General features: G+C 53.5%; 23 protein-coding genes, 1 pseudogene and 1 riboswitch. Of the genes and pseudogenes, 5 read left to right on the top strand and 19 right to left on the bottom strand.

The features are described 5' to 3' along the window. Window positions 1-9: 9 nt before the first annotated feature. The 14 genes from cobU to MOMUL_RS12775 form a co-directional block, all read right to left on the bottom strand. A complete protein-coding gene (gene cobU / locus MOMUL_RS12840; RefSeq protein ID WP_153018402.1) occupies window positions 10-630 on the bottom strand; it encodes a bifunctional adenosylcobinamide kinase/adenosylcobinamide-phosphate guanylyltransferase in 621 nt (206 codons plus the stop codon). An 80-nt stretch (window positions 631-710) separates the two neighbouring features. After that, a riboswitch (cobalamin riboswitch) is annotated at window positions 711-884 on the bottom strand. Between the two features lie 29 nt (window positions 885-913). Then, window positions 914-1,180, bottom strand: coding sequence for a hypothetical protein (locus MOMUL_RS12835; protein ID WP_062285399.1), 267 nt, complete (start codon window positions 1,178-1,180; stop codon window positions 914-916). Window positions 1,181-1,228: 48 nt separating this feature from the next. Next, window positions 1,229-2,071, bottom strand: coding sequence for a PHP domain-containing protein (locus MOMUL_RS12830; RefSeq protein WP_062285397.1), 843 nt, complete (start codon window positions 2,069-2,071; stop codon window positions 1,229-1,231). 94 nt (window positions 2,072-2,165) lie between these two features. Then, window positions 2,166-2,951, bottom strand: a complete 786-nt coding sequence (locus MOMUL_RS12825) for a TIGR00282 family metallophosphoesterase (RefSeq protein ID WP_062285395.1) — start codon at window positions 2,949-2,951, stop codon at window positions 2,166-2,168. Between the two features lie 49 nt (window positions 2,952-3,000). Continuing rightward, window positions 3,001-3,528 (bottom strand): hypothetical protein, encoded by a 528-nt coding sequence (locus MOMUL_RS12820; RefSeq protein ID WP_236713111.1) that lies wholly within the window; start codon window positions 3,526-3,528, stop codon window positions 3,001-3,003. Between the two features lie 146 nt (window positions 3,529-3,674). Beyond that, window positions 3,675-5,207 (bottom strand): ribonuclease Y, encoded by a 1,533-nt coding sequence (gene rny, locus MOMUL_RS12815; protein ID WP_062285391.1) that lies wholly within the window; start codon window positions 5,205-5,207, stop codon window positions 3,675-3,677. 254 nt (window positions 5,208-5,461) lie between these two features. Beyond that, the gene (locus MOMUL_RS12810) at window positions 5,462-5,971 is read right to left on the bottom strand and encodes a regulatory protein RecX (protein ID WP_169802207.1); all 510 of its coding nucleotides are present in this window, start codon (window positions 5,969-5,971) and stop codon (window positions 5,462-5,464) included. Beyond that, window positions 5,955-6,992, bottom strand: coding sequence for a recombinase RecA (gene recA, locus MOMUL_RS12805; protein WP_062285387.1), 1,038 nt, complete (start codon window positions 6,990-6,992; stop codon window positions 5,955-5,957). The genes MOMUL_RS12810 and recA overlap by 17 nt, the downstream gene beginning before the upstream one ends. A 76-nt stretch (window positions 6,993-7,068) precedes the next feature. Then, window positions 7,069-7,665 carry an RNA 2',3'-cyclic phosphodiesterase gene (thpR, locus tag MOMUL_RS12800; RefSeq protein WP_062285385.1) on the bottom strand — a complete coding sequence of 199 codons (597 nt, stop codon included), beginning with the start codon at window positions 7,663-7,665 and terminating at the stop codon, window positions 7,069-7,071. A gap of 70 nt (window positions 7,666-7,735) precedes the next feature. Further along, window positions 7,736-9,181 carry an AAA family ATPase gene (locus MOMUL_RS12795; protein WP_062285490.1) on the bottom strand — a complete coding sequence of 482 codons (1,446 nt, stop codon included), beginning with the start codon at window positions 9,179-9,181 and terminating at the stop codon, window positions 7,736-7,738. Window positions 9,182-9,221: 40 nt separating this feature from the next. After that, window positions 9,222-9,767 carry a hypothetical protein gene (locus tag MOMUL_RS12790; protein ID WP_062285382.1) on the bottom strand — a complete coding sequence of 182 codons (546 nt, stop codon included), beginning with the start codon at window positions 9,765-9,767 and terminating at the stop codon, window positions 9,222-9,224. A gap of 91 nt (window positions 9,768-9,858) precedes the next feature. After that, the gene (gene rimO / locus MOMUL_RS12785) at window positions 9,859-11,163 is read right to left on the bottom strand and encodes a 30S ribosomal protein S12 methylthiotransferase RimO (protein WP_062285380.1); all 1,305 of its coding nucleotides are present in this window, start codon (window positions 11,161-11,163) and stop codon (window positions 9,859-9,861) included. Continuing rightward, complete coding sequence (locus MOMUL_RS12780; protein ID WP_062285377.1) at window positions 11,160-11,921, bottom strand: helix-turn-helix domain-containing protein; 762 nt, start codon at window positions 11,919-11,921, stop codon at window positions 11,160-11,162. The genes rimO and MOMUL_RS12780 overlap by 4 nt, the downstream gene beginning before the upstream one ends. Window positions 11,922-11,997: 76 nt before the next feature. Further along, window positions 11,998-14,319: an FtsK/SpoIIIE family DNA translocase gene (locus tag MOMUL_RS12775; RefSeq protein WP_062285376.1), complete on the bottom strand. Its 2,322-nt coding sequence runs from the start codon at window positions 14,317-14,319 to the stop codon at window positions 11,998-12,000. Window positions 14,320-14,481: 162 nt separating this feature from the next. Between MOMUL_RS12775 and MOMUL_RS12770 the strand changes: the two genes are divergently transcribed. Further along, window positions 14,482-15,258 carry a ClpP family protease gene (locus tag MOMUL_RS12770; RefSeq protein ID WP_062285374.1) on the top strand — a complete coding sequence of 259 codons (777 nt, stop codon included), beginning with the start codon at window positions 14,482-14,484 and terminating at the stop codon, window positions 15,256-15,258. A 13-nt stretch (window positions 15,259-15,271) separates the two neighbouring features. Then, window positions 15,272-15,508, top strand: coding sequence for a YlzJ-like family protein (locus MOMUL_RS12765; RefSeq protein WP_062285372.1), 237 nt, complete (start codon window positions 15,272-15,274; stop codon window positions 15,506-15,508). A 566-nt stretch (window positions 15,509-16,074) separates the two neighbouring features. On the opposite strand, the gene MOMUL_RS17380 is transcribed toward MOMUL_RS12765, so the two are convergent. The 3 genes from MOMUL_RS17380 to MOMUL_RS17095 form a co-directional block, all read right to left on the bottom strand. After that, complete coding sequence (locus MOMUL_RS17380) at window positions 16,075-16,362, bottom strand: DUF4372 domain-containing protein (protein ID WP_062285370.1); 288 nt, start codon at window positions 16,360-16,362, stop codon at window positions 16,075-16,077. Between the two features lie 71 nt (window positions 16,363-16,433). Next, the gene (locus tag MOMUL_RS17100; RefSeq protein WP_201786526.1) at window positions 16,434-16,952 is read right to left on the bottom strand and encodes a hypothetical protein; all 519 of its coding nucleotides are present in this window, start codon (window positions 16,950-16,952) and stop codon (window positions 16,434-16,436) included. A gap of 367 nt (window positions 16,953-17,319) precedes the next feature. After that, on the bottom strand, window positions 17,320-17,787 hold the full coding sequence (locus MOMUL_RS17095) for a helix-turn-helix domain-containing protein (protein ID WP_201786525.1): 468 nt from the start codon (window positions 17,785-17,787) through the stop codon (window positions 17,320-17,322). Window positions 17,788-18,122: 335 nt separating this feature from the next. Between MOMUL_RS17095 and MOMUL_RS17920 the strand changes: the two genes are divergently transcribed. After that, window positions 18,123-18,230 (top strand): integrase core domain-containing protein, encoded by a 108-nt coding sequence (locus MOMUL_RS17920; RefSeq protein WP_084785654.1) that lies wholly within the window; start codon window positions 18,123-18,125, stop codon window positions 18,228-18,230. Here MOMUL_RS17920 and MOMUL_RS15885 read toward each other — a convergent pair. Next, window positions 18,198-18,607, bottom strand: a pseudogene (locus MOMUL_RS15885) (transposase); the annotation flags it as partial. The gene MOMUL_RS17920 and the pseudogene MOMUL_RS15885 sit on opposite strands and share 33 nt — an antisense overlap. On the opposite strand from MOMUL_RS15885, the gene MOMUL_RS16705 reads away from it, so the two are divergent. After that, window positions 18,580-18,771: a transposase family protein gene (locus MOMUL_RS16705; protein ID WP_161485019.1), complete on the top strand. Its 192-nt coding sequence runs from the start codon at window positions 18,580-18,582 to the stop codon at window positions 18,769-18,771. The pseudogene MOMUL_RS15885 and the gene MOMUL_RS16705 sit on opposite strands and share 28 nt — an antisense overlap. Window positions 18,772-18,781: 10 nt before the next feature. Next, a complete protein-coding gene (locus MOMUL_RS17915) occupies window positions 18,782-19,036 on the top strand; it encodes an integrase core domain-containing protein (protein WP_062285363.1) in 255 nt (84 codons plus the stop codon). A 26-nt stretch (window positions 19,037-19,062) separates the two neighbouring features. Here the strand turns inward: MOMUL_RS17915 and MOMUL_RS12735 are convergent. Next, a partial coding sequence (locus MOMUL_RS12735) for a DUF1847 domain-containing protein (protein ID WP_153018400.1) occupies window positions 19,063-19,319 on the bottom strand: 257 nt, incomplete at its 5' end.

The following is a 19,319-nucleotide window of genomic DNA, read 5'->3' as shown; positions in this document are numbered from 1 at the left end:
TATTTTATCTTAGTTTCCTTTGTATTTGCGGAGAAGTTCCTCCCCGAAAGTAGCGTCCTCTTTAGTATCCTTTAAAACTAGAGGCAGGCCTGCTACCACCAGGTAGACTTGGTCAGCCTGGCGGGCTATCTCCTGGTTGGCCAGGCCCAGCAGGTCCCGGAAAACCCGGCCCAGGGGATAGGGAGGAATGAGTCCCATTCCCACTTCTTCAGTAACAATAATTACCCGCGCCGGTACCTGCCGGGCTACGGCCGCCAGTTCCCTGATTTTAACCATGATGGCTTCTATAGCAGCCGTGTTTTTTTCCCAGCTATCTTCTGCTTCAGTTGTTTCCTGGCTCAAAAGGTTGCTAATCCACATGCCCAGACTATCAAGGATGATGGTGGTGCCGCCACGCTGGCCTTCCCGGGCTACGGCTTCCGTCACGGCCAGGGGGGCTTCTACAGTTTGCCAGTCAGCCGGCCGCCGGCGCCGGTGCATGTCCACCCGGGCAGCCATTTCTGCATCGCCCACGGTAGCCGTGGCCAGGTAGACTACTTTTGCACTCCCGGCAGCAGCCAGCTCTTCGGCCAGGCGGCTTTTGCCACTCCTGGCACCCCCGGTTACCATGATTAACGACCCGTATCCCAAGGTATGGCCTCCTAAAATAAAAACTCCAGCCCCCCACGAAGTAGCTGGAGTTACATAACCTAACTTTCGGCCCCTTAACGCGAGGGTGAAATGAACAGGCAGGTTTCCTGGCTCCGGCTCCTTGCCTGGCTTCGCCTTCCCGGTAGAATACCAGTGGCCTTGAAGCAGGCTCCCCGGTTACAGTGGCGCGACCGCTCAGGATTTACACCTGATTCCCTTTTAACCTTTCAGGCACCTGTTCCCTATTAAGTTAATTATAGTATAAATCGCCCTCTCCTATCAGTCAAGCCCTGGGCAACGATATGCCCTGTAGCTTATTGGTGAGCAAAACCAGCGCTTTATTCTTTTCCCAGATGGCCCGGGCGTAGCGCCGGTTGCGGAGCTGGATCTGTTCCTTTTCCTGGCGCAGGCGATTTACCAGTTCCCACTTTTCGGCTTCGCTTTTTTCCACCAGGCGCATCAGGACACGCCGGCTGACCCTTAACTGTTCCACCTTGCTTTCCAGCTCTTGAATGCGCCGGTAAAGGGCGCCTGCATCATTGCCAGCCAACGGCCCCACCTCCTCATTATTAGTTTGCTTAAAATATATGCCCGGAAGTCAAACCTTAGTCGCTTGGACTTTAATCTTTTCAGCCCGCCTCTGTAATTGCTCCAGTTCGGCTGTGCCCACCTGGCAGGCCCCCAGGCCGGCATGGCTGCTTTCAACTATGCCGTGGAAATCCGACCCCCCGGTTACCACCAGGTTATACCGGGATGCCAGTTCCAGGTAACGCCCGGTGGCAGCGGCATCGTGGTGGGGATAGTAAGCTTCAATACCCTGCAAGCCGCTGCCCACCAGGGCAGGAATAAGACCATCGGCCCGGCTCAAGCCCGGGTGGGCCAGGACCGGGACCCCTCCAGCCTTTAATATTACCTCCACAGCCCGGGCAGGTGAGACTTTGGCCCGCGGGACATAAGCAGGCCGGCCCCGCTCCAGCAAAGTGCGGAAGGCAAACTCTACCGATGGTACATAACCTTTGCGAACTAGAACGGCCGCGATATGGGGACGGCCCATGGCCTCGCCCCGGACTTCCTGCTCTACCTCACCCATGCTAATATCATAACCAAGCTCTTTAAGCCGGCCTACCATCCTGGCCGTGCGCCGGTAACGCGCTTGGCGCATGGTTTCCAGGAAAGCCAGCAAACTTTCCTTTTGCCAGTCGATATAATAACCCAGGATATGGATCTCCCCTTCTTCCCCCTCGGTGCTCAGCTCAACCCCGGGAATTACCTTGACACTGTAACTGTTACCGGCAGCCAGGGCTTCTGCCAGGCCGGCTACCGTATCATGGTCGGTAACACCCAGGGCCGTTAAGCCTTTTGTCTTCGCCAGCCTGATTAGTTCAGTGGGTGACAGCCGGCCGTCGGAGGCCGTAGTATGGGTATGTAAATCAGCTGCCATCTTTACCCGGCTCCAATCTTTTTTAGCTATTGTAACACAAAAGCCTGCCTCCCTTACCGGTAAGCAGGCTTTTTAGCGTTGTTTGATGGTTAACTTATGCCGGCCCGTAGTATTGCAACCGCTGGATAGCGGCTGCCCGGCCGGTACCGGGATCGATATCTACCAGTACGGCTTCCAGTTGAATAACTCCACCGGCAACTTCAAAACGCACCGGCAACTGGGTAAGAAATTTTTTGATGATAAGTTCTGCCTTCACTCCCAGGACAGAATCCCTGGGACCGGTCATGCCTACATCGGTAATATAGGCCGTCCCCTGGGGCAGGACCCGGGCATCAGCCGTCTGGATATGGGTATGGGTCCCTATGACGGCACTTACCAGGCCGTCCAGGTACCAGCCCAGGGCAACCTTTTCCGAAGTTGCTTCAGCATGGAAGTCTACTAAAATGATGCGGGTTAACGCACCGATTTCTTCAGCCAGGCGGCGTCCCAGGCGAAAAGGACACTCCAGGGGTGATAGAAACACCCGCCCCGATAAATTAATAATTCCTACCTGCAGGTTTTCCTTAACCTTTACCAGGGTATAGCCCCGGCCGGGGGTACCAGGAGGATAATTGGCCGGCCGGACAATGCGCTCATCCTCCTCCAGGAGGGTCAGAGCTTCACGCTTATCCCAGACATGGTTGCCCATGGTTAAGATATCAATACCACCGGCAAAAAGTTCACCGGCAATATCTGGGGTAATGCCATTGCCGCCGGCAGCATTTTCGCCGTTTGCCACCACCAGATCCGGCCGGTGTTCCTGGAGCAAAGGTGGCAGGAGTTCCCGGACGGCTTTACGGCCCGGCCGCCCCACCACATCGCCGATCATTAGAACCCGCAAAAATAAAGCTCCCCTCAATTTGCCTTAAATATTATTATTGGCCCCGGGTCTATTTATTAAACACCATGACCCGGCCTTCTTCCCGGAAGGCAATTAGCTGGCGCTCCGGGACGGTACCCCGGACACTTTCCAGCATACGGTCAATTAACTCTTCCTGGATCATAAGCTCTTCTTCCATGATATTATCATTGTTCTCCGCTACCAGGCTGGCGCCAAATTCCTCCCGCACCAGGGCGATAATGAGGTCAATTTCATCCCGGGAGAGGGTAATTACATCCCGTTGTACCTCCAGGGCCATTAACTGGTCATAGGGTGTATATTTCAGATTAATAACCTTCGGTTCCCGGTCTTCCAGGTAGTTATATACTTCCAGGGATTTGCGGAATTTCTTTTCGAACTGCTGGATGGCCTCCCCGGCCAGGGGTTGGGCCATCATAAAGGTAAAGCGTAAAACCTGGTCTTTGGGCTCATAGTTAATGGTACCTACTTCTGGATAACGTACCAGGATGGAAATAAGGAGACCAATACTGTCAGATACTTCGCCGCCATGTTTGTACTTCAGGCTCAAGGTAAACACCTGCCCCGTACTTTATGTATAAGATGTTACCACCAACAAAACACTACTTCTGCACCCAAAAGCAAATTCCTGCCTGCCTTGTCCGTCTTTAATGATGAAAATTTAATGGCAGGGATGGAAAAACTTTTACCCTCCCTGCCATTAAATTATTTGGCATAATCAACAGCGCGGGTCTCGCGGATCACCACCACTTTAATCTGGCCCGGGTATTCCATCTCCTTTTCAATCTTTTTGACGATATCCCTGGCCAGGTGGACGGCCATGGCATCATCGATCTTGTCAGGCTTAACTAAAATCCGGATCTCCCGGCCGGCCTGGATGGCATAGGATTTTTCCACGCCGGCAAAGGAATCGGCAATCTCCTCCAGTTTCTCGAGGCGTTTAATATAGGCCTCCAGGGTTTCCCGCCGGGCTCCCGGCCGGGCTGCCGAAATGGCATCGGCGGCCTGGACCAGGCCGGCTTCAATGCTGCGCGGTTCCACATCACCATGGTGGGCTTCAATGGCATGGATTACCTCCGGGGATTCCCGGTATTTTTTAGCCAGTTCAACCCCCAAGGTGACATGGGGTCCCTCAACTTCAAAATCAACGGCTTTACCAATATCATGGAGCAACCCGGCCCGCTTGGCCAGCTGGACATCGACCCCCAGTTCGGCAGCCATGGCCCCCGCCAGGAAAGCTACTTCCAGGGAGTGTTTAAGGACATTCTGGCCGTAGCTGGTGCGGTATTTAAGTTTACCCAGCAGGCGCACCAGCTCTGGATGCAGGCCATGAATGCCGGCTTCAAAGGTAGCTCGCTCCCCTTCTTCCCGGATCTTTTGCTCCAGTTCCCGCCGGGACTTTTCTACCATTTCTTCAATCCGGGCCGGGTGGATGCGCCCATCGATAATTAACTTTTCCAGGGCAATGCGGGCCACCTCCCGGCGAATAGGGTCGAAGCTGGATAGAATAACGGCTTCCGGTGTGTCATCAATGATGAGATCAACACCCGTCAGGGTTTCCAGGGCGCGAATGTTACGGCCCTCGCGGCCGATAATGCGCCCCTTCATCTCATCGCTGGGTAGATTCACCACCGATACCGTGGCCTCGGCCACATAATCAGCAGCACAGTGCTGGATGGCATGGGTAATAATTTCCCGGGCTTTTTTATCTGCTTCTTCTTTGGCCTCAGTTTCAATTTGTTTAATCATCATGGCTGCTTCATGCCTTACTTCTTCCTCGACACTCTGCAGCAGGATGGCCCTGGCTTCTTCGGTCGTCAAACCGGAAATGCGTTCCAGTTCGCTGACCTGCCGGCGGCGCAACTCTTCCAGTTCTTCCCTCAGTTTCTGAGCAGCTTCTTCCTGCCGGTGGAGGCTGGCCTCTTTGCGTTCGAGGGCTTCGGTCTTGCGGTCCAGGGCCTCTTCCTTCTGCATCAGGCGCCGCTCGAAACGCTGGAGTTCATTGCGCCGTTCCCGGCTTTCCCGCTCTATTTCATTACGGATGCGGTGGGCTTCTTCCTTGGCTTCCAGGACCGCTTCCCTCTTTTTAGCCTCGGCTTCTTTTTTGGCTTCTTCGATAATGGTGGCTGCAGCCTTCTCGGCCGAAGCAATTTTGGCCTCGGCCAGGTACTTGCGGATGGTATAACCGCCGGCCGCACCCACCAGGAAAGCTATCAGGGCATAAAGGATATACTGGATTGTTCTTCACCTCCCCTTCATAAAATAAAGCCGAGTCGAAACTCGGCTTGAAGTTAGGCACACCAACCAAATATACCCTTATTTGGTTCAAAACCAGGACCTCGCATACGCCTGTTGGGAGCCAAAAAATACAGCCCTTCTATCTATTTTCAGGTCAGAAGAGTTATATTCCATCCAGGCTAAACCCGGTAGTGAAATCTATAAATTAAGGGTAATGGTGGTGATCCTACACCTAGTTTCTCCCAAAATAAATTTTATAGGTTTAAATGATTACTGTCAATATAATTATCTTCTTTAGCCAGCTCTCCCAGCACCTGGCGAACTACATAGCCATTAAAACCTCGCTGCCAGAGAAAACGGGCCAGGCGCTGGTAATAATGATCGGCAGTTTCTCCCTGCCGCCGGTGATATTTACCCGCCAGTTCCCGGGCCGCCGCCAGCTCTGCTTCTGGAGGAAACATGTCGCCTGCTATCCCTTCAGCCAGGGAAGGGGCCACGCCATGCTCCTGCAACTCGCGCCGGAGGCGCCTCGGGCCTACCGGGTGGGTAGCCAGCCGGTAAGTGGCCCACTCTCTGGCAAAACTGGCATCATCTAACAAACCGGCATCCTTTAACCGGTTTAAGGTTGCCGCCACTACCTCCCCAGGAAAACCCTTTGCCTGCAATTTCCAGCGCATTTCCTGTTCACTCTGCTGGCGCCGGGTTAATATTTTCAGGGCATACTCCCAGGCTGCCGCCGCTGAAGGATTATTCGTTTTGCGCACCTTCATCTTCTATAGCCGTTGCCGTCTTGACTAAACCTGCTTTAGTACGAATCTGGGTTTCAATACTGGCCGCCAGTTCGGGGTGGTCACGCAAGAATTCCTTAGCTGCTTCACGGCCCTGGCCAAGGCGATCTTCCCCCAGGGAATACCAGGCCCCACTCTTCTTTACTATATCCAATTCCGTGCCCATGTCAAGGAGGCAGCCTTCGCGGTCAATACCCCGGCCGTAAATAATATCAAACTCGGCCTGGCGGAAGGGCGGCGCTACTTTATTTTTAACAACCTTTACCCGGGTGCGGCTGCCAATAATCTCGGTCCCCTGCTTGACCTGCTCTATTTTGCGCACGTCCAGGCGCACCGAAGCGTAAAATTTTAGCGCCCGTCCCCCTGGTGTTGTCTCGGGACTGCCAAAGAGGACCCCTACCTTTTCCCGCAACTGGTTAATAAAAATGGCAACCGTCCGCGATTTGGCAATAACGCCGGCCAGCTTGCGTAAAGCCTGGGACATGAGCCGGGCCTGCAGGCCTACATGGGCGTCGCCCATTTCACCGTCCAGTTCGGCTTTGGGCACCAGGGCAGCTACGGAATCGATGACGATGACATCGATGGCGCCGCTGCGCACCAGAGCTTCAGCGATTTCCAAGGCCTGCTCACCGGTATCGGGTTGGGATACTAAAAGGTTATCAATGTCGACTCCGAGGTTCCTGGCATATACCGGGTCGAGGGCGTGCTCGGCGTCGATAAAGGCTGCCGTACCGCCGCTCCGCTGGGCCTCGGCAATAACATGGAGGGCGACCGTCGTCTTACCTGAGGATTCCGGGCCAAAGATCTCCACCACCCGGCCCCGGGGCAATCCGCCTACCCCCAGGGCCAGGTCCAGGGGCAGGGCGCCGGTGGAAATAGCTTCCACATTGAGCCGGGCACCGGATTCCCCCAGCTTCATTATGGAACCCTTACCAAAATGCCTCTCGATCTGGAGCAGGGCATTTTCCAGGGCCCGCTGCTTGTCCGATAAAACCACTATGTAAGTTCGCCTCCTACGAAAATAAAGTTCTACTTTGCCCAAACTGCATTTTCATTGTTCGTTGGAGGGGGCGTCAGCCCCCGAGGGACCCCTCCGAACCTGGCAACGGGCCGCCCCCAGGGGACAGCAAAGGTACTGTTAGGACCGGCCTATAAATAGCCCCGCGGGGGGTCAGGCTGCTCTCCATGAGGCTTACCGCCGTCACCCTTTCCCTCCCCCAGGACACGCCGGCCAAACTCTGGAGCCTGTCCTGCAATGGCCTGGAGGCTGTCCCCGGCCGCAAGCGGCCCAGGGTTAAATGGGGGGTAAAGGAATCGGCCGGAAAACCCAGTTCCAGGTATTCCCTGGTTACCTGTTGCTGTAAAACATACAAGGGCTTTTCCGACTCCACCCCCACCCAGACAACCCGGGGGTTGCGCCAGTTGGGAAAAACCCCGGTGCCTTTTACCTCCAGGTGCCAGGGGTTAACCCCCACAACGGCACGCCGTAAGGCTGCTCCTATTTCCTCAACTCTAGCCGGGGCCACTTCACCTAAAAACTTGAGGGTTAAATGAATATTCTCCGGGGGCACCCATTTAACCGTTACCGGTAACTGGCGTAATTCACCCAGTAACCCGGCCAGGGCACTTTGCAGAGCCGGGGAAAAATTTATGGCAACAAACAGCCGCATCCCGATCACCTGTTTTTAAGATCTATTCGCTTCCCAATCCTGATAATCCTGCTGCCACGTGACAAAATTTTCAAGAGGCCATGGCCTGTTCCTGTAACAGGGCCCGCAATTCCCGCCCGGTTACCGTTTCCTTTTCTACCAGTTGTCCGGCTAAAGCCTTTAAAGCCCCCTGGTAAGGCCGGAGGAGGGAAGCCACCTTTGCTTCTTCCCGGCTGATGATAGTTGTAGAAGCATTGTGCATCTGTTCCTTGGTCAAATTTTCTTCGGCCACTACTCCCAGATCCGACAACCCGGAGGTAATAATCACCCGGGCCAGGCGGATGGCTTCTTTAAAGTCATTGAGGGACCCCGTACTGCGACTGCCCAGGATTAAGGTCTCAGCCACGGCCCCGGCCAGGCAGATATCCATCTGGTTCTCAAGGTATTCCCTGGTATAGAGGTAAATGTCGTGTTCCGGCTTTTGCCGGGTATAGCCCAAAGCCTGGCCCCGGGAAGTAATGGTCACATGGGAAATGGACTGGGGCCTTAAAAGCTCGCCGGCAATGGCGTGGCCAGCCTCATGGATGGCCAGCCGGTACAATTCGTCCGCTGCCGGCTTGCGGCCCAGCTTTTCCCCCAGCATTACTTTATCGACGGCTTCCATTAAATGTTTCTGGGTGATAAGGGGGGATTTTTCCCGCAGGGCCAGGATGGCGGCCTCATTGGCTACGCTTTCCAGGTGAGCCCCGGAAAACCCGAAGGTTTCGCGGGCAATGGCTTCCAGGTCTACCTCCTGCGCCAGGGGTTTATTGGCCGTATGCAGTTTTAAAATAGCCAGGCGCCCCTCCTTATCAGGCAGGTCAACCTTAACTTGCCGGTCAAAACGGCCCGGGCGTAAAAGGGCCGGGTCCAGCAAGTCAGGACGGTTAGTAGCGCCGATAACCAGAATCTGGACATCATGTTTGCTTTTTAAACCATCCATTTCTACCAGGAGCTGGTTTAAGGTCTGGTCATACTCTAAATGGGAGGTGTGGCTGCCGCGTTTACCACCCAGGACTTCCAGTTCATCTATAAAGATAATGGCTCGCTTTTTCTGCTGGCGCCGGGCCAGTTCCCGGGCCCGGTTAAAAATTGCCCGAACCCGCTGGGCGCCAACGCCAGCATACATCTCGATAAATTCACTGCCGCTGGCCTCAAGAAAAACTGCATCCGTGTAGGTAGCGGCCGCCTTGGCCAGCAACGTCTTTCCCGTTCCCGGCGGGCCACTCAAAAGGATGCCCTTCAGGGGCCGAATGCCCATGGCCTCAACTTCAGCACTGCGGAGCAAAAACTCCAGGGCTTCCTTTAATTCGCAGATAGCCGTAGCCTGGCCGCCGATATCGGCAAAAGATACCTTGACCGGCGGCGTATATCCCTTCCCCCCCATGGTTGAAGGGAGCAATCCCTTTTTTTCAATCACCCAGTAGGCCAGGAAACCCATGCCGGCCAGAAGCAAAAAGGGAGTAATATCCACCCCTTTAATGATTAAAAAAATCATTAACCCTAAACCCGTACCGGCAATTATTTCTTTTATTTCCTTAAACACTTTGCCCCTCCCCCCGGGTTACATAATTTTGCCGGGGTACTACCTGGTAAAGGTAAGCCTGTCCCTGGCTGAATTGGAGATAAATATAGTTATCGTCCACATTGACGGCATAATGGTCGATGCCTGCCTGGCGCGCCAGCCGGTCAACGGTAGCCGCCATCTGGGTAAAGTTGCCCCGTACTGCCGCTTCATAGATGGTAAACTGGCTTTCCCGCCACAAACTCTCCAGGGCCGGGGAACGGCGGTCCTGGATGACCAGCTTTACCGGTTGCCGGCCATAAAGCTTGTGTACCGTTTCCTGTACCTGCCGGTAGGCCTGCGGTAAATCGGCTCCGGGGCCGAGGATAACCCTTACTTCCAGGCCTGCAGCCGTCCGGATTACTGTTGCCTCCTGGACCGCTGGATCGGACTTTAAGGTATCAGTCAGGGGTTTTTCCTGGCTGTAGTGCCGGTAGGCCCACTGGCCCCCGGTTAATAAACCTAAGGTCAAAAGGGCTGCCAGAAAAACAAATTGAAGGCGCCACCCTTTGAAGTGCAAAGATAACACTCCTCTCCCATGGATAACACCTTCAATTATAACAAATTTCAACTGGTCAGGCCTTATGAATTACCTGGCAGGATTGCCACATCTACCTTTTCGTCTCTACCTCCCCCATTAAATCATAATTACTATGGACCCGGGTGAGTTTAACTGTCGTCATAGTTCCTGCCGGCATGGTACTTCCTTTAATATAAATCAAGCCGTCTACCTCCGGGGCCTGGCGGAAACTACGACCCACCCCCGGCCCTTCTATTAAAACTTGCACCTGCCGTCCCACCCACCGTTCATTGCAGGCCCTGGTAATGGGCTGCTGGTAGAGCATTAATTTGCGGTAGCGTTCTTCCTTTACTTCTTCCGGCACCTGATCCGGCAAATCTGCGGCGCCTGTACCGGCTTCCGGGGAATATTTAAAGGCACCCACCCAGTCGAACTGCATAGAGCCCAAAAAGTCCAGGAGAATCTGGAAATCCTCTTCATCTTCTCCCGGAAAGCCGACAATAAAGGTGGAGCGCAGGGTTATTTCCGGCATGGCCCGGCGCAGGCGTTCAATAGTCTTTACGCCGGCGGCAAGGCTGCCGGGACGGTTCATCCGCCGCAGGATGGATTCACTGGCATGCTGGAGGGGCAAATCCAGGTAAGGTAATACTTTCGCTTCCGTGGCCATCACTTCCACCAGTTCCGGTGTAATCCTGGTAGGATAGGCATAGAGGACTCTTAACCACTCTATTTCCGGAATCCTGGCCAGTTCCCGCAAGAGCCGGGGCAGGCGGTACTCGCCGTAACAGTCCAGGCCATAAGCGGTAGTGTCCTGGGCCACCAGGATTAATTCCTTCACGCCTGCGGCGGCCAGGGTCCTGGCTTCGGCAACCAGCTTTTCCAGGGGGCGGCTGCGGTAAGGTCCCTTGATGGCGGGGATGGTGCAATAACTGCAGCGATTATCACAGCCCTCGGCAATCTTTAAATAAGCATAGGGCCTTCCCTTCTCCGTAAGGCGGGGCAGTTCCCCTTCCTCTTTATCAGGAGGCGGGACGTCCACAAGCCGTTCCCCCTTTAATACCCGCTCAATAATCAGGGGCAAACGGCCGATGGCTCCCGGACCAATGAAAGCGGCGACTTCAGGTAATTCCTGCCATAGGTCCCGGGCGTGCTGCTGGGCGAGACACCCGGCAACAATAATATAGGGCCGTGGCTCTCCCTGGGCCAGCCCTAAAATAGTTTCCAGGGCCTCCTGCTTGGCCGCCGTAATAAAACTGCAGCTATTGACGATAACTACTTCAGCTTCACCGGGATCGCTGACAAGGGCAAAATGGCTTTTATCCAGGACACCCAGCATATATTCGCTGTCAACTTGATTCTTGGCGCAACCAAGGGTTATAACGGCAGTTTTGATCATGGTTTCCTCGTTATTCTAGCCTGGTTGGAATCTTTAGTAGCCTCAAAGGTAACTACATCGCCCACCCTGCCCAAGGGTGGCTGGACCTGGCCATTTACGGTTATTTCCACCGCGCCGGCGTTGCCAAGGGTAACGGTAATTTTCTCTTTCCCCTGAAACACCTTATTTTCGCCGGCCTTTAAAGTCCCGGTAAAATCATTTTTACCATCAATGGTAACACCTACCCAGCAATCCCCTGAAGCCCTGACTTTGACTTCCACCCCCTGGGCCCGGGGGGTTGTCGCTGCCGGCGGTGGCTGGGTGACAGGCTGTTGCGGTTCAGGGGTTACTGGTGCCGGTGCCGGTTCTGTTACCGGTGGTGGCGAGGGCCTTTGCTCCAGGGAAGGACGATAATGGTTGTATAACCAGTTGATACTCCAGAGAACAAGAAGTACTGCCGGGACTAGCAACCAGCGCTTCCTTTTCCCGGGGGACAATCCCGTTGCCGTCAGGCTACTTTCTTCCGCCGGGTAATTATCCTCGTCAGACGGGTATTCTTGTTTAAACTGCTGCACTACCGCCTGGACATCCAGCCCTAAAAAGCGGGCATAATTTCGCACGAAACCCAGGGCATATACCCGGCCGGGAATCTGGTCATAGGCGCCCTTTTCCAGGGCTTCCAGGTAGCGCAGGCGAATTTTTGTAGCTTCTTCCACTTCGCGTAGAGAAATCCCCTTTGCCTGGCGGGCAGCACGGAGCATTTCCCCTACCTTTTCCATGGCCTCACCTCCCGGTGTTTAAATCATCTTCGACATCATATAGAGAGATTCCTGCATTATCATTCTTTTTTCGCCATCATTCTTCTTTTGTGCCAAATAATTCCTGGTATTCCTCCCAGTTAGTAAGGATGGCGCGGGCCTTGGTGCCTTCATGGCCGCCCACAAACCCCCTGGCTTCCATCATATCCATTAACCTTGCCGCCCTGGTATAACCTATCCGCAGGCGTCGCTGCAGCATGGAGATGGAAGCCTGTCCTGTTTCCAGGACCACCCGCACAGCTGCGGGGAAAAGCTCGTCTTCTGCCCCGCTATTGTCTTCGCTGCTTTCCTCTCCTTTCAGGAAATTAGGGTTATATTCCGGGCGACCCTGCTGTTTGACATAAGTCACCAGGTCTTCCACCTCCCGGTCGGAAACATAAACCCCCTGGACGCGGATGGGCTTGCTGGCTCCAATGGGTAAAAAGAGCATATCACCGCGGCCCAGTAACTTCTCGGCCCCGGCCATATCCAGGATAGTCCGGGAATCAATCTGGGAGGAAACGGCAAAGGCAACCCGGGAAGAGATATTGGCCTTGATTAGGCCGGTAATGACATCTACTGAAGGCCTCTGGGTGGCCACAACCAGGTGAATACCGGCCGCCCGGGCCATCTGGGCCAGGCGGCAAATGGCGTCTTCTACATCGGCCGGGGCCACCATCATCAGGTCGGCCAGCTCATCAATAAGGACTACTACCAGGGGCAAGGCCCCCTGGCCGCTGTTTTCCTTTTGCATCAAACGGTTGTAGCGGGTAATATCCTTGACCCCGGCGCCGGCAAAAAGCTCATAGCGTTTCTCCATTTCACTTACCATCCACTGCAGGGCCGTAGCCGCTTTTTTAGGCTGGCTGACCACCGGTGCCAGCAGGTGGGGAATACCATTATACTGGGTTAACTCCACCATTTTGGGGTCAATCATCAAAAGTTTTAGCTCCTGAGGGGTGGCTTTAAACAGCAGGCTGCAAATCAGAGCGTTCAGGCAGACGCTCTTGCCAGAACCGGTAGTCCCGGCAATAAGGAGGTGAGGCATTTTCGCCAGGTCGGCAATTACCGGGTTGCCGGCAATATCTTTACCCAGGGCTACCGTCAGCTTGCTGCTGGATTCTAGAAAAGCAGGATCTTCCAGTACCTCCCGCAGGTGGACCACAGCTATCTCCTTATTGGGCACCTCAATCCCCACCGCCGCTTTGCCCGGAATGGGGGCTTCAATCCGCACCTGGGCGGCCGCCAGGCTCAGAGCAATATCGTCGGCCAGGCTGACGATCCTGCTCACCTTCACCCCCGGTGCCGGCTGGACTTCATAGCGGGTCACCGTCGGGCCACAGCTGACCTGCGTCACCTTGACTTTGACACCAAAGCTTTCCAGGGTGTCTTCCAGGATCTTGATGCGGTCGGTAATATCCTTTTCCAGGCGGGGATTTTTTACCCTTACCGGGCGGGTTAAGAGACTCAAAGGCGGTAAAACATAGGGGCCGGGTTGCTCGGAGGTGGTGCCTTCCCCCTCTTTCCCGGCAGGATCCTCCGCCTGAATATTAACTTTGGGCCGGCGCCGGGCCTTTTTCTCGTCTTCGCTGACCGGCGGTGCCGGGCTTTCCGGGTAGACCCTGGCCTGGGCCGGCTCTTCCGCACTGACTACCGGCTGAATGAGCGGCGGCGAAGGTTCCGGCGGCGGGTTAATGACCACGGGCACTACTTCCCGGTCCCGCGGCATAGTTTTCCCCCTGGCCTTCAGGCTTTTCTTTTCCTGCACCTCCGGCTCCTCTTCTTCAACCTCGGTAAAAAGAAAGGCCAGGAGCCAGCCCTTAATGGCCTGGAAGGTCACATAGAGCAGTTGGCCCAGACGCCCGGTAAAGCGGGTCAAAGAAACACCGGTGGTCAGGAGAAAGGCAATAAGACCTAAGGCCACCAGCACAATCCAGGTCCCCACCCGGCCGAAAATGGACCGCAGGAGCAAGGAAACCAGGGCACCAAGCAAACCGCCACCCTGGCCGGCGACACCAGAGGCCAGGGCTTCTTTATAAGTACTGCCATTTAAGAAAGGCTGGTGCAGGGCGCTTAAAAAAGTAAGAAAAAGTAAAATGCCTCCTATCAAACGCGGCCGGGAATCCTTCACTTTACCCCCCGTAATGAGGCGGACGCCCCAGGCAGCCAGGAATAAAGGAAATACATATTTACCCTCGCCGGTCAGGGCTTTTAAAAAACCCACCAGCAATTGACCCACGGCGCCAATACTGGCAGCAGAACTTATGTAACCCAGATCCAGGACATACAACCCCGCCAGGCAGAGGAGGGCTAGGGCCACCAGGGCCACACCGATAATCTCATTTTTTATCTTTTCATTCAGCGTCCTGGCAGGAGCCATTTTCCATCACCCCGGTTGCTACTATTCTACACCAAGGTTTGAAATTCCTTGCTTCTTAAATAAAAAGATGGCGATGCATGTTTGCGGGCTTTATTTCCTATAATAACCCTGCGCAGGTCTTTACTGAGCCAGGTTTAAATTAAACAAGGGGGAGTTGCAATTATGCCCAGCCCTGATATCAGTCCCAACCCTGTACCCAATCAACCGGCCACACCCCCGCCCCGGCCGCCGGGAGAACCAGTGCGCGTCACCGCCCGCCCCCCTGCCAGCCCCGAGGTAGAAAATATTAAAGAACTGGGGCAAACTAATGTCGCTGATTATAAAAGTGAAATTCAATGCCTGCAAATCGTAGGCCAGATCGAGGGTCACCTGGTCCTGCCGCCGCAAAACAAAACCACCAAATATGAGCACATTATTCCCCAGCTGGTGGCCATCGAACAAGACCCCGGCATCAAAGGTCTCCTGGTGGTTTTAAATACCGTAGGTGGCGATGTTGAAGCCGGCCTGGCCATTGCCGAAATGCTGGTCAGCATGTCCAAACCGGTGGTCTCCCTGGTCCTGGGCGGAGGGCATTCCATCGGCGTGCCCATAGCAGTGGCGGCCAACCATTCCTTCATTGCCGAAACGGCCACCATGACCATCCACCCCATTCGCCTTACCGGCCTGGTCATTGGTGTCCCCCAGACCTATGAATACCTGGACAAAATGCAGGACCGGGTTATTCGTTTTATCGTGGAGCACGCTAATATTTCGGAGCAAGAACTGCGCCGCCTGATGTTCCAGACAGGCGAGCTAGCGCGGGATATCGGTACCATCCTGGTGGGGAAGGATGCTGTAAAGGTGGGCTTGATAAATGAAGTCGGCGGGCTTGCCCAGGCCGTCCAGCATTTAAAGAGACTCATTGCCGAAGGCGTCCCCGGCCCGGGGAAACTCCACTGAGAGGGTGATAATTATGTACATCTACAGCCCTATGCCGTGGGAGCTTATCTGGGAGGGGGCAGAAAATTTCTGCCCCCTCCACCAGGAAATCAAGGTTGGTCACCTGACCCTGGAAATCGAACCCTTAAGCTTCAACCAGGCCCGGGTGGTCCGCCTGATCAGCACCGACCCGGCCGACTACCTGGCAGGGCCCTACCAGCCGGGCGCAATCCTGGAATTTGCCCCCCGGCGTGTCTTTAACCCTGTATAGGTTTCTGCATGACCACCGTTTCCGCGGGTGGCGTTGCCCAGGGGCACGAAGGTGGTGGGCGTCCGGCCGGCAATCAGCTGTTTTTGCCGCCCATGCCGCTGTCAAGGCCGCGAAGCGCCACCGCAGGCGGTGGCCCGACGGACCAACCTTGACAGCATAGATTGAGGCGGTGGTATAATCTAAGGCCTTCTTGACAGTAATTCAACTTGCTTGCCGCCCACCGAAACACTTCCTCGTCGATAACTCATAAATAATCTCCCCGGCTTACAACTAATACTCTATTATTCCGGTTAGGTCAAGATATGGCTGATAAAGTTTCCTTCCCGTTTCATTAAGGCTTCAATTTTTCAGGGAGTATTAGCTAATGGTTCTACCGGCTCCATGATGCGGGCAACAGCTTTACCAAGGTCCTCCCACCTGCGCCAGGCCGACATTTTAGAAAAATCACTGGAGATTATTATAAGGTCTATCTCGCTGTTATCGTTAGCTTCACCCCTTATCTGTTAAACTTACCTAGCAGCCCGTGTGAGTATTAACGTTTATAATCCTATCACCGGACGCGTTGATTAAATGTAAGATATAACAACAATAATGGTGTATAAAACCATGATATTTTCCCTTAAGCGGCGGGATATCTGGGAGAAACTGAAGCTCTCCAGGTTGATGGCCCGGCTGAATTTCGGGTCATGAAAGCTGTTGCTGATATCCCGTAGGCCGTCAAGTTGTTCCAGCTGGGCAAAGGTTATAAGTTCAACGAGTTGAAGGGTCGTTAACTTCTTTACGTATTTATCCACCTCCAGGCCTTTGGTTAATTGCCAAAAATAGTCGTCAGAAACCGGAGCAAACAGTGTCAAGGGACAGTGAAAATGTCATAGTAAAAATGCTTCATCAGGAATGAGAAAATGTCATCACAAAAGGCCCAAAATTAAGTTTCAGCGTAAAGTTTCTGCAGCCGAATTTGCGAATTTTTATCTTTCATGGCGAAATAGGACTCTACGGGATCAGGCTTTGGAGGACGAGGTTTTTCCTTCAAAGAAGACCGCCACGGATGATTTTGGCCTGGTACCGGGGAGCGGCGGGCAGGTTTAGATTGGGATTGAGAGGGAACCTGCCCCGCCTTCTCTTCCCCCGAGGAAGGCTTAGAGTGGAATTCCTTGAGGGAAAAGGGTTTATCCTGATATAAGGCGCTTAAAGAACCGTCCAAATGAGTAAGAACTGTGACATTACTCTTCGGCAGGAGGAGGGCCACATTCCCTTTCTGGTCAATCAGCTTGTAAGTATGGCTGGCAAAAGAGATAGTGGAACCATTAGTGGCCTTACGCTCCTGCTTAAAGCAAATAATACACTCAAGGTCCTTTAGAGAAGGTGCCGGGCGGAAAGCAGGCTCAGGGTCAGCCGGGTCCACGGCAAAGCGGGCATTAAATTCAGCGATAAAACCCGGCAAGAAGGCATTGGCCTCCTCCAGGGAAGAAATACCCGAAAGACGCATCTCAATGACCAGGCGGCCCTGGAGAGTGCCCCAGAGGCGCTCCACGCGGCCTTTAGCCTGGGGGGAGCGGGCTGGTATGTGGGTGATACCCAGTTCGTCTAAAGCGCGGCCGAACTGGGTCAAGGGGGCCTTCTTACCGGCCAGCTCCTCCTCAATAGATAACTTATCTTTATAGTGTGGCGGTCACTGTAAAGGCTACGAGGGATACCGTGATTTTTAAGTATCTGGAGAAGGACATAAAGATAGCCCAGGGTATCCTCCTCTGGACGGAAGTAGAGGCCTAAGATTTTACCGGTGGCGTCATCAATGGCGCCATGAAGGCTCATTTTAGGGCCCCTATCCTCGAGCCAGGCAAAAGGGCTGGCATCCATCTGGACCAGCATCCCCTCTTTAGGCATACGATCGCGGGAGCGCCTTCTACGGGCAGCCTTATGAGAATGGGGATTAGAAATACCAGCCTGGGCGAGAATACGGGTAATAGTCTTAGAGCACAAAGAAATACCCTGAAACCTGGCCAGCAATTCGGCCATATGCTGGCAAAAGCGTCACGGAACAGCCCTAAGGCCAGAGAAATAATTAGTTCACGAACTTCCTGAGGCACAGCATGTTTAGGCTTTCGACCACGGTTTTTATGGGCCAGGGCCGCAACACCTTCATTTTTCATTCCTCCCTTGAGGCGGAACACCTGGCGTTCACTGAGGTCAAGAAGCTCTGCTGCTTGCCGGACAGTGATTTTCCCGGCTAAGACCTGTTCCATGACATAGACCCGTTTGGCTTCTTTTTCATTCAAAAAAGTTTCTCCTCTCATACTGACATTTTCTCAGTCCGCTTACACTATGACAATATCATAGTCCGGTAACACAAACCGGAGCAAACAGTTGATGAAATGTGGATAATGTGGTATCCTTGCCTTGCATTGTGGCCTCCTTATATTAGAGGTTGGGGCAAGGACTACCCTTAGTCTCTACTATAAGGAGTTTTTTCTTGCAAGGCCAGGTAGGCCGCTATTGCCATTGACAAATTAATATTTTCTTTATGCAACGCTAGTGATTACCACTCTAGTCATAAATCATAACAACAGAAATTATTTCCTTCTAATTCCACAGTCCAGCCACCAATGGGAAGATTGAGCGTTTCTGGCGTACCCTCAAAGAAGAGGTGCTGGAGAAGGAATGGTTTAAAAGCCTGGAAGAAGCCCAGGTCGTCCGAAACTACCAAGTCAACGCCTTTTAACCTACGCCTCTTCAGCCAGGTGAAACTCCGACCAGTTAGCCTCAGATTCACCGTCCCCAATCTCTTCAGCCCTAAAATCTCCCGATATCCCTCCCGGTTGATCCTAGAGCCTTAAGCACACTTTATGTTCGTACCCAGCCACATTTCCGCACCTTTATGACCAGGGCATCCACCAAAAGAAAGGGATACTCCTTTTCACTTAAGTCCCGTTCACTCCAAGCTTTTACAATCGGGTCAAGACGTTTGCATAGCTCGGATACGGTCGACTTTGATACCCCTGTGCCATACAACTCCTCGACCACGGCTTTAACCTTCCGAGTCGATACTCCGTTGATTAGCATCTCCATGAGTGCAACCAGTAGTGCCTGCTCACTCCGTTATCGACTATCATGTAGGTTTAACCTGTGAAACCAAGCATGCTGTTTACACCTTAAAAACAGCATTATGGAAACGCCAGCTTGATAAAAATGCTACCAAACCGGTTATAAGGACAGATAACGGTCCCCAGTTCACCAGTAATCTTTTTGAGCTGAACCTGTAGGAATATAGGGGTGGAGCATGAGCTTATCCCCTACAAAACGCCCAACAAAAATGCTTATATAGAGTCCTTTCACAGCATCCTGGAGGAGGAATGCCTGTCATGGCACGAATTCAATAGTTTCAGGGAGGCCTACGAGGTGCTACATAAGTTTATGGACTACTATAACAACGTCCGTATCCACTCGAAGATAGGTTACTTAACTCCGGCGGAATATTATGATGCTTTTAAGCGTAATTCTGTAAAAGCCTTACCAATTTGCGCTTGATGTCCAAAATTAGAGGGTTAGCCCGCTTACAGGTGATGGTGGCTTAACTTTTTGTGGAAGTAATGGCCAGCATAGACCGCACCCAAAGGATTATGCGCTAAAACACGATCTTTAGCCGCCAAAACTGTCACCGGAGCCTCGGAGTACTTGATAAATAAGGTATCGTGCCCTACACACAGGCAGACAATCACGTTCAAATCGGTCCCGGCCGCATTTAAAAGCTTGGCCTGGCCTATGGGATTGCACATGGGTTCATAAGAACCAGAGTGCACTTTTTCTTCGT

Origin of the sequence: Moorella mulderi DSM 14980, assembly GCF_001594015.1 — a bacterium.
Lineage (GTDB): Bacteria > Bacillota > DSM-521 > Neomoorellales > Neomoorellaceae > Neomoorella > Neomoorella mulderi.
The sequence above is the reverse complement of the archived record's forward strand: the minus strand, read 5'-3'. Positions and strand labels throughout refer to the sequence as shown.

Bases quoted from the DNA above. Each gene is read 5' to 3' on its own strand.
- MOMUL_RS12830 (WP_062285397.1), bottom strand. From the start codon at position 2,071: ATGGCAGCTGATTTACATACCCATACTACGGCCTCCGACGGCCGGCTG.
- thpR (WP_062285385.1), bottom strand. From the start codon at position 7,665: ATGCGGCTGTTTGTTGCCATAAATTTTTCCCCGGCTCTGCAAAGTGCC.
- MOMUL_RS12795 (WP_062285490.1), bottom strand. From the start codon at position 9,181: ATGATTTTTTTAATCATTAAAGGGGTGGATATTACTCCCTTTTTGCTT.
- rimO (WP_062285380.1), bottom strand. From the start codon at position 11,163: ATGATCAAAACTGCCGTTATAACCCTTGGTTGCGCCAAGAATCAAGTT.
- MOMUL_RS12780 (WP_062285377.1), bottom strand. From the start codon at position 11,921: ATGGAAAAGGTAGGGGAAATGCTCCGTGCTGCCCGCCAGGCAAAGGGG.
- MOMUL_RS12775 (WP_062285376.1), bottom strand. From the start codon at position 14,319: ATGGCTCCTGCCAGGACGCTGAATGAAAAGATAAAAAATGAGATTATC.
- MOMUL_RS12770 (WP_062285374.1), top strand. From the start codon at position 14,482: ATGCCCAGCCCTGATATCAGTCCCAACCCTGTACCCAATCAACCGGCC.
- MOMUL_RS12765 (WP_062285372.1), top strand. From the start codon at position 15,272: ATGTACATCTACAGCCCTATGCCGTGGGAGCTTATCTGGGAGGGGGCA.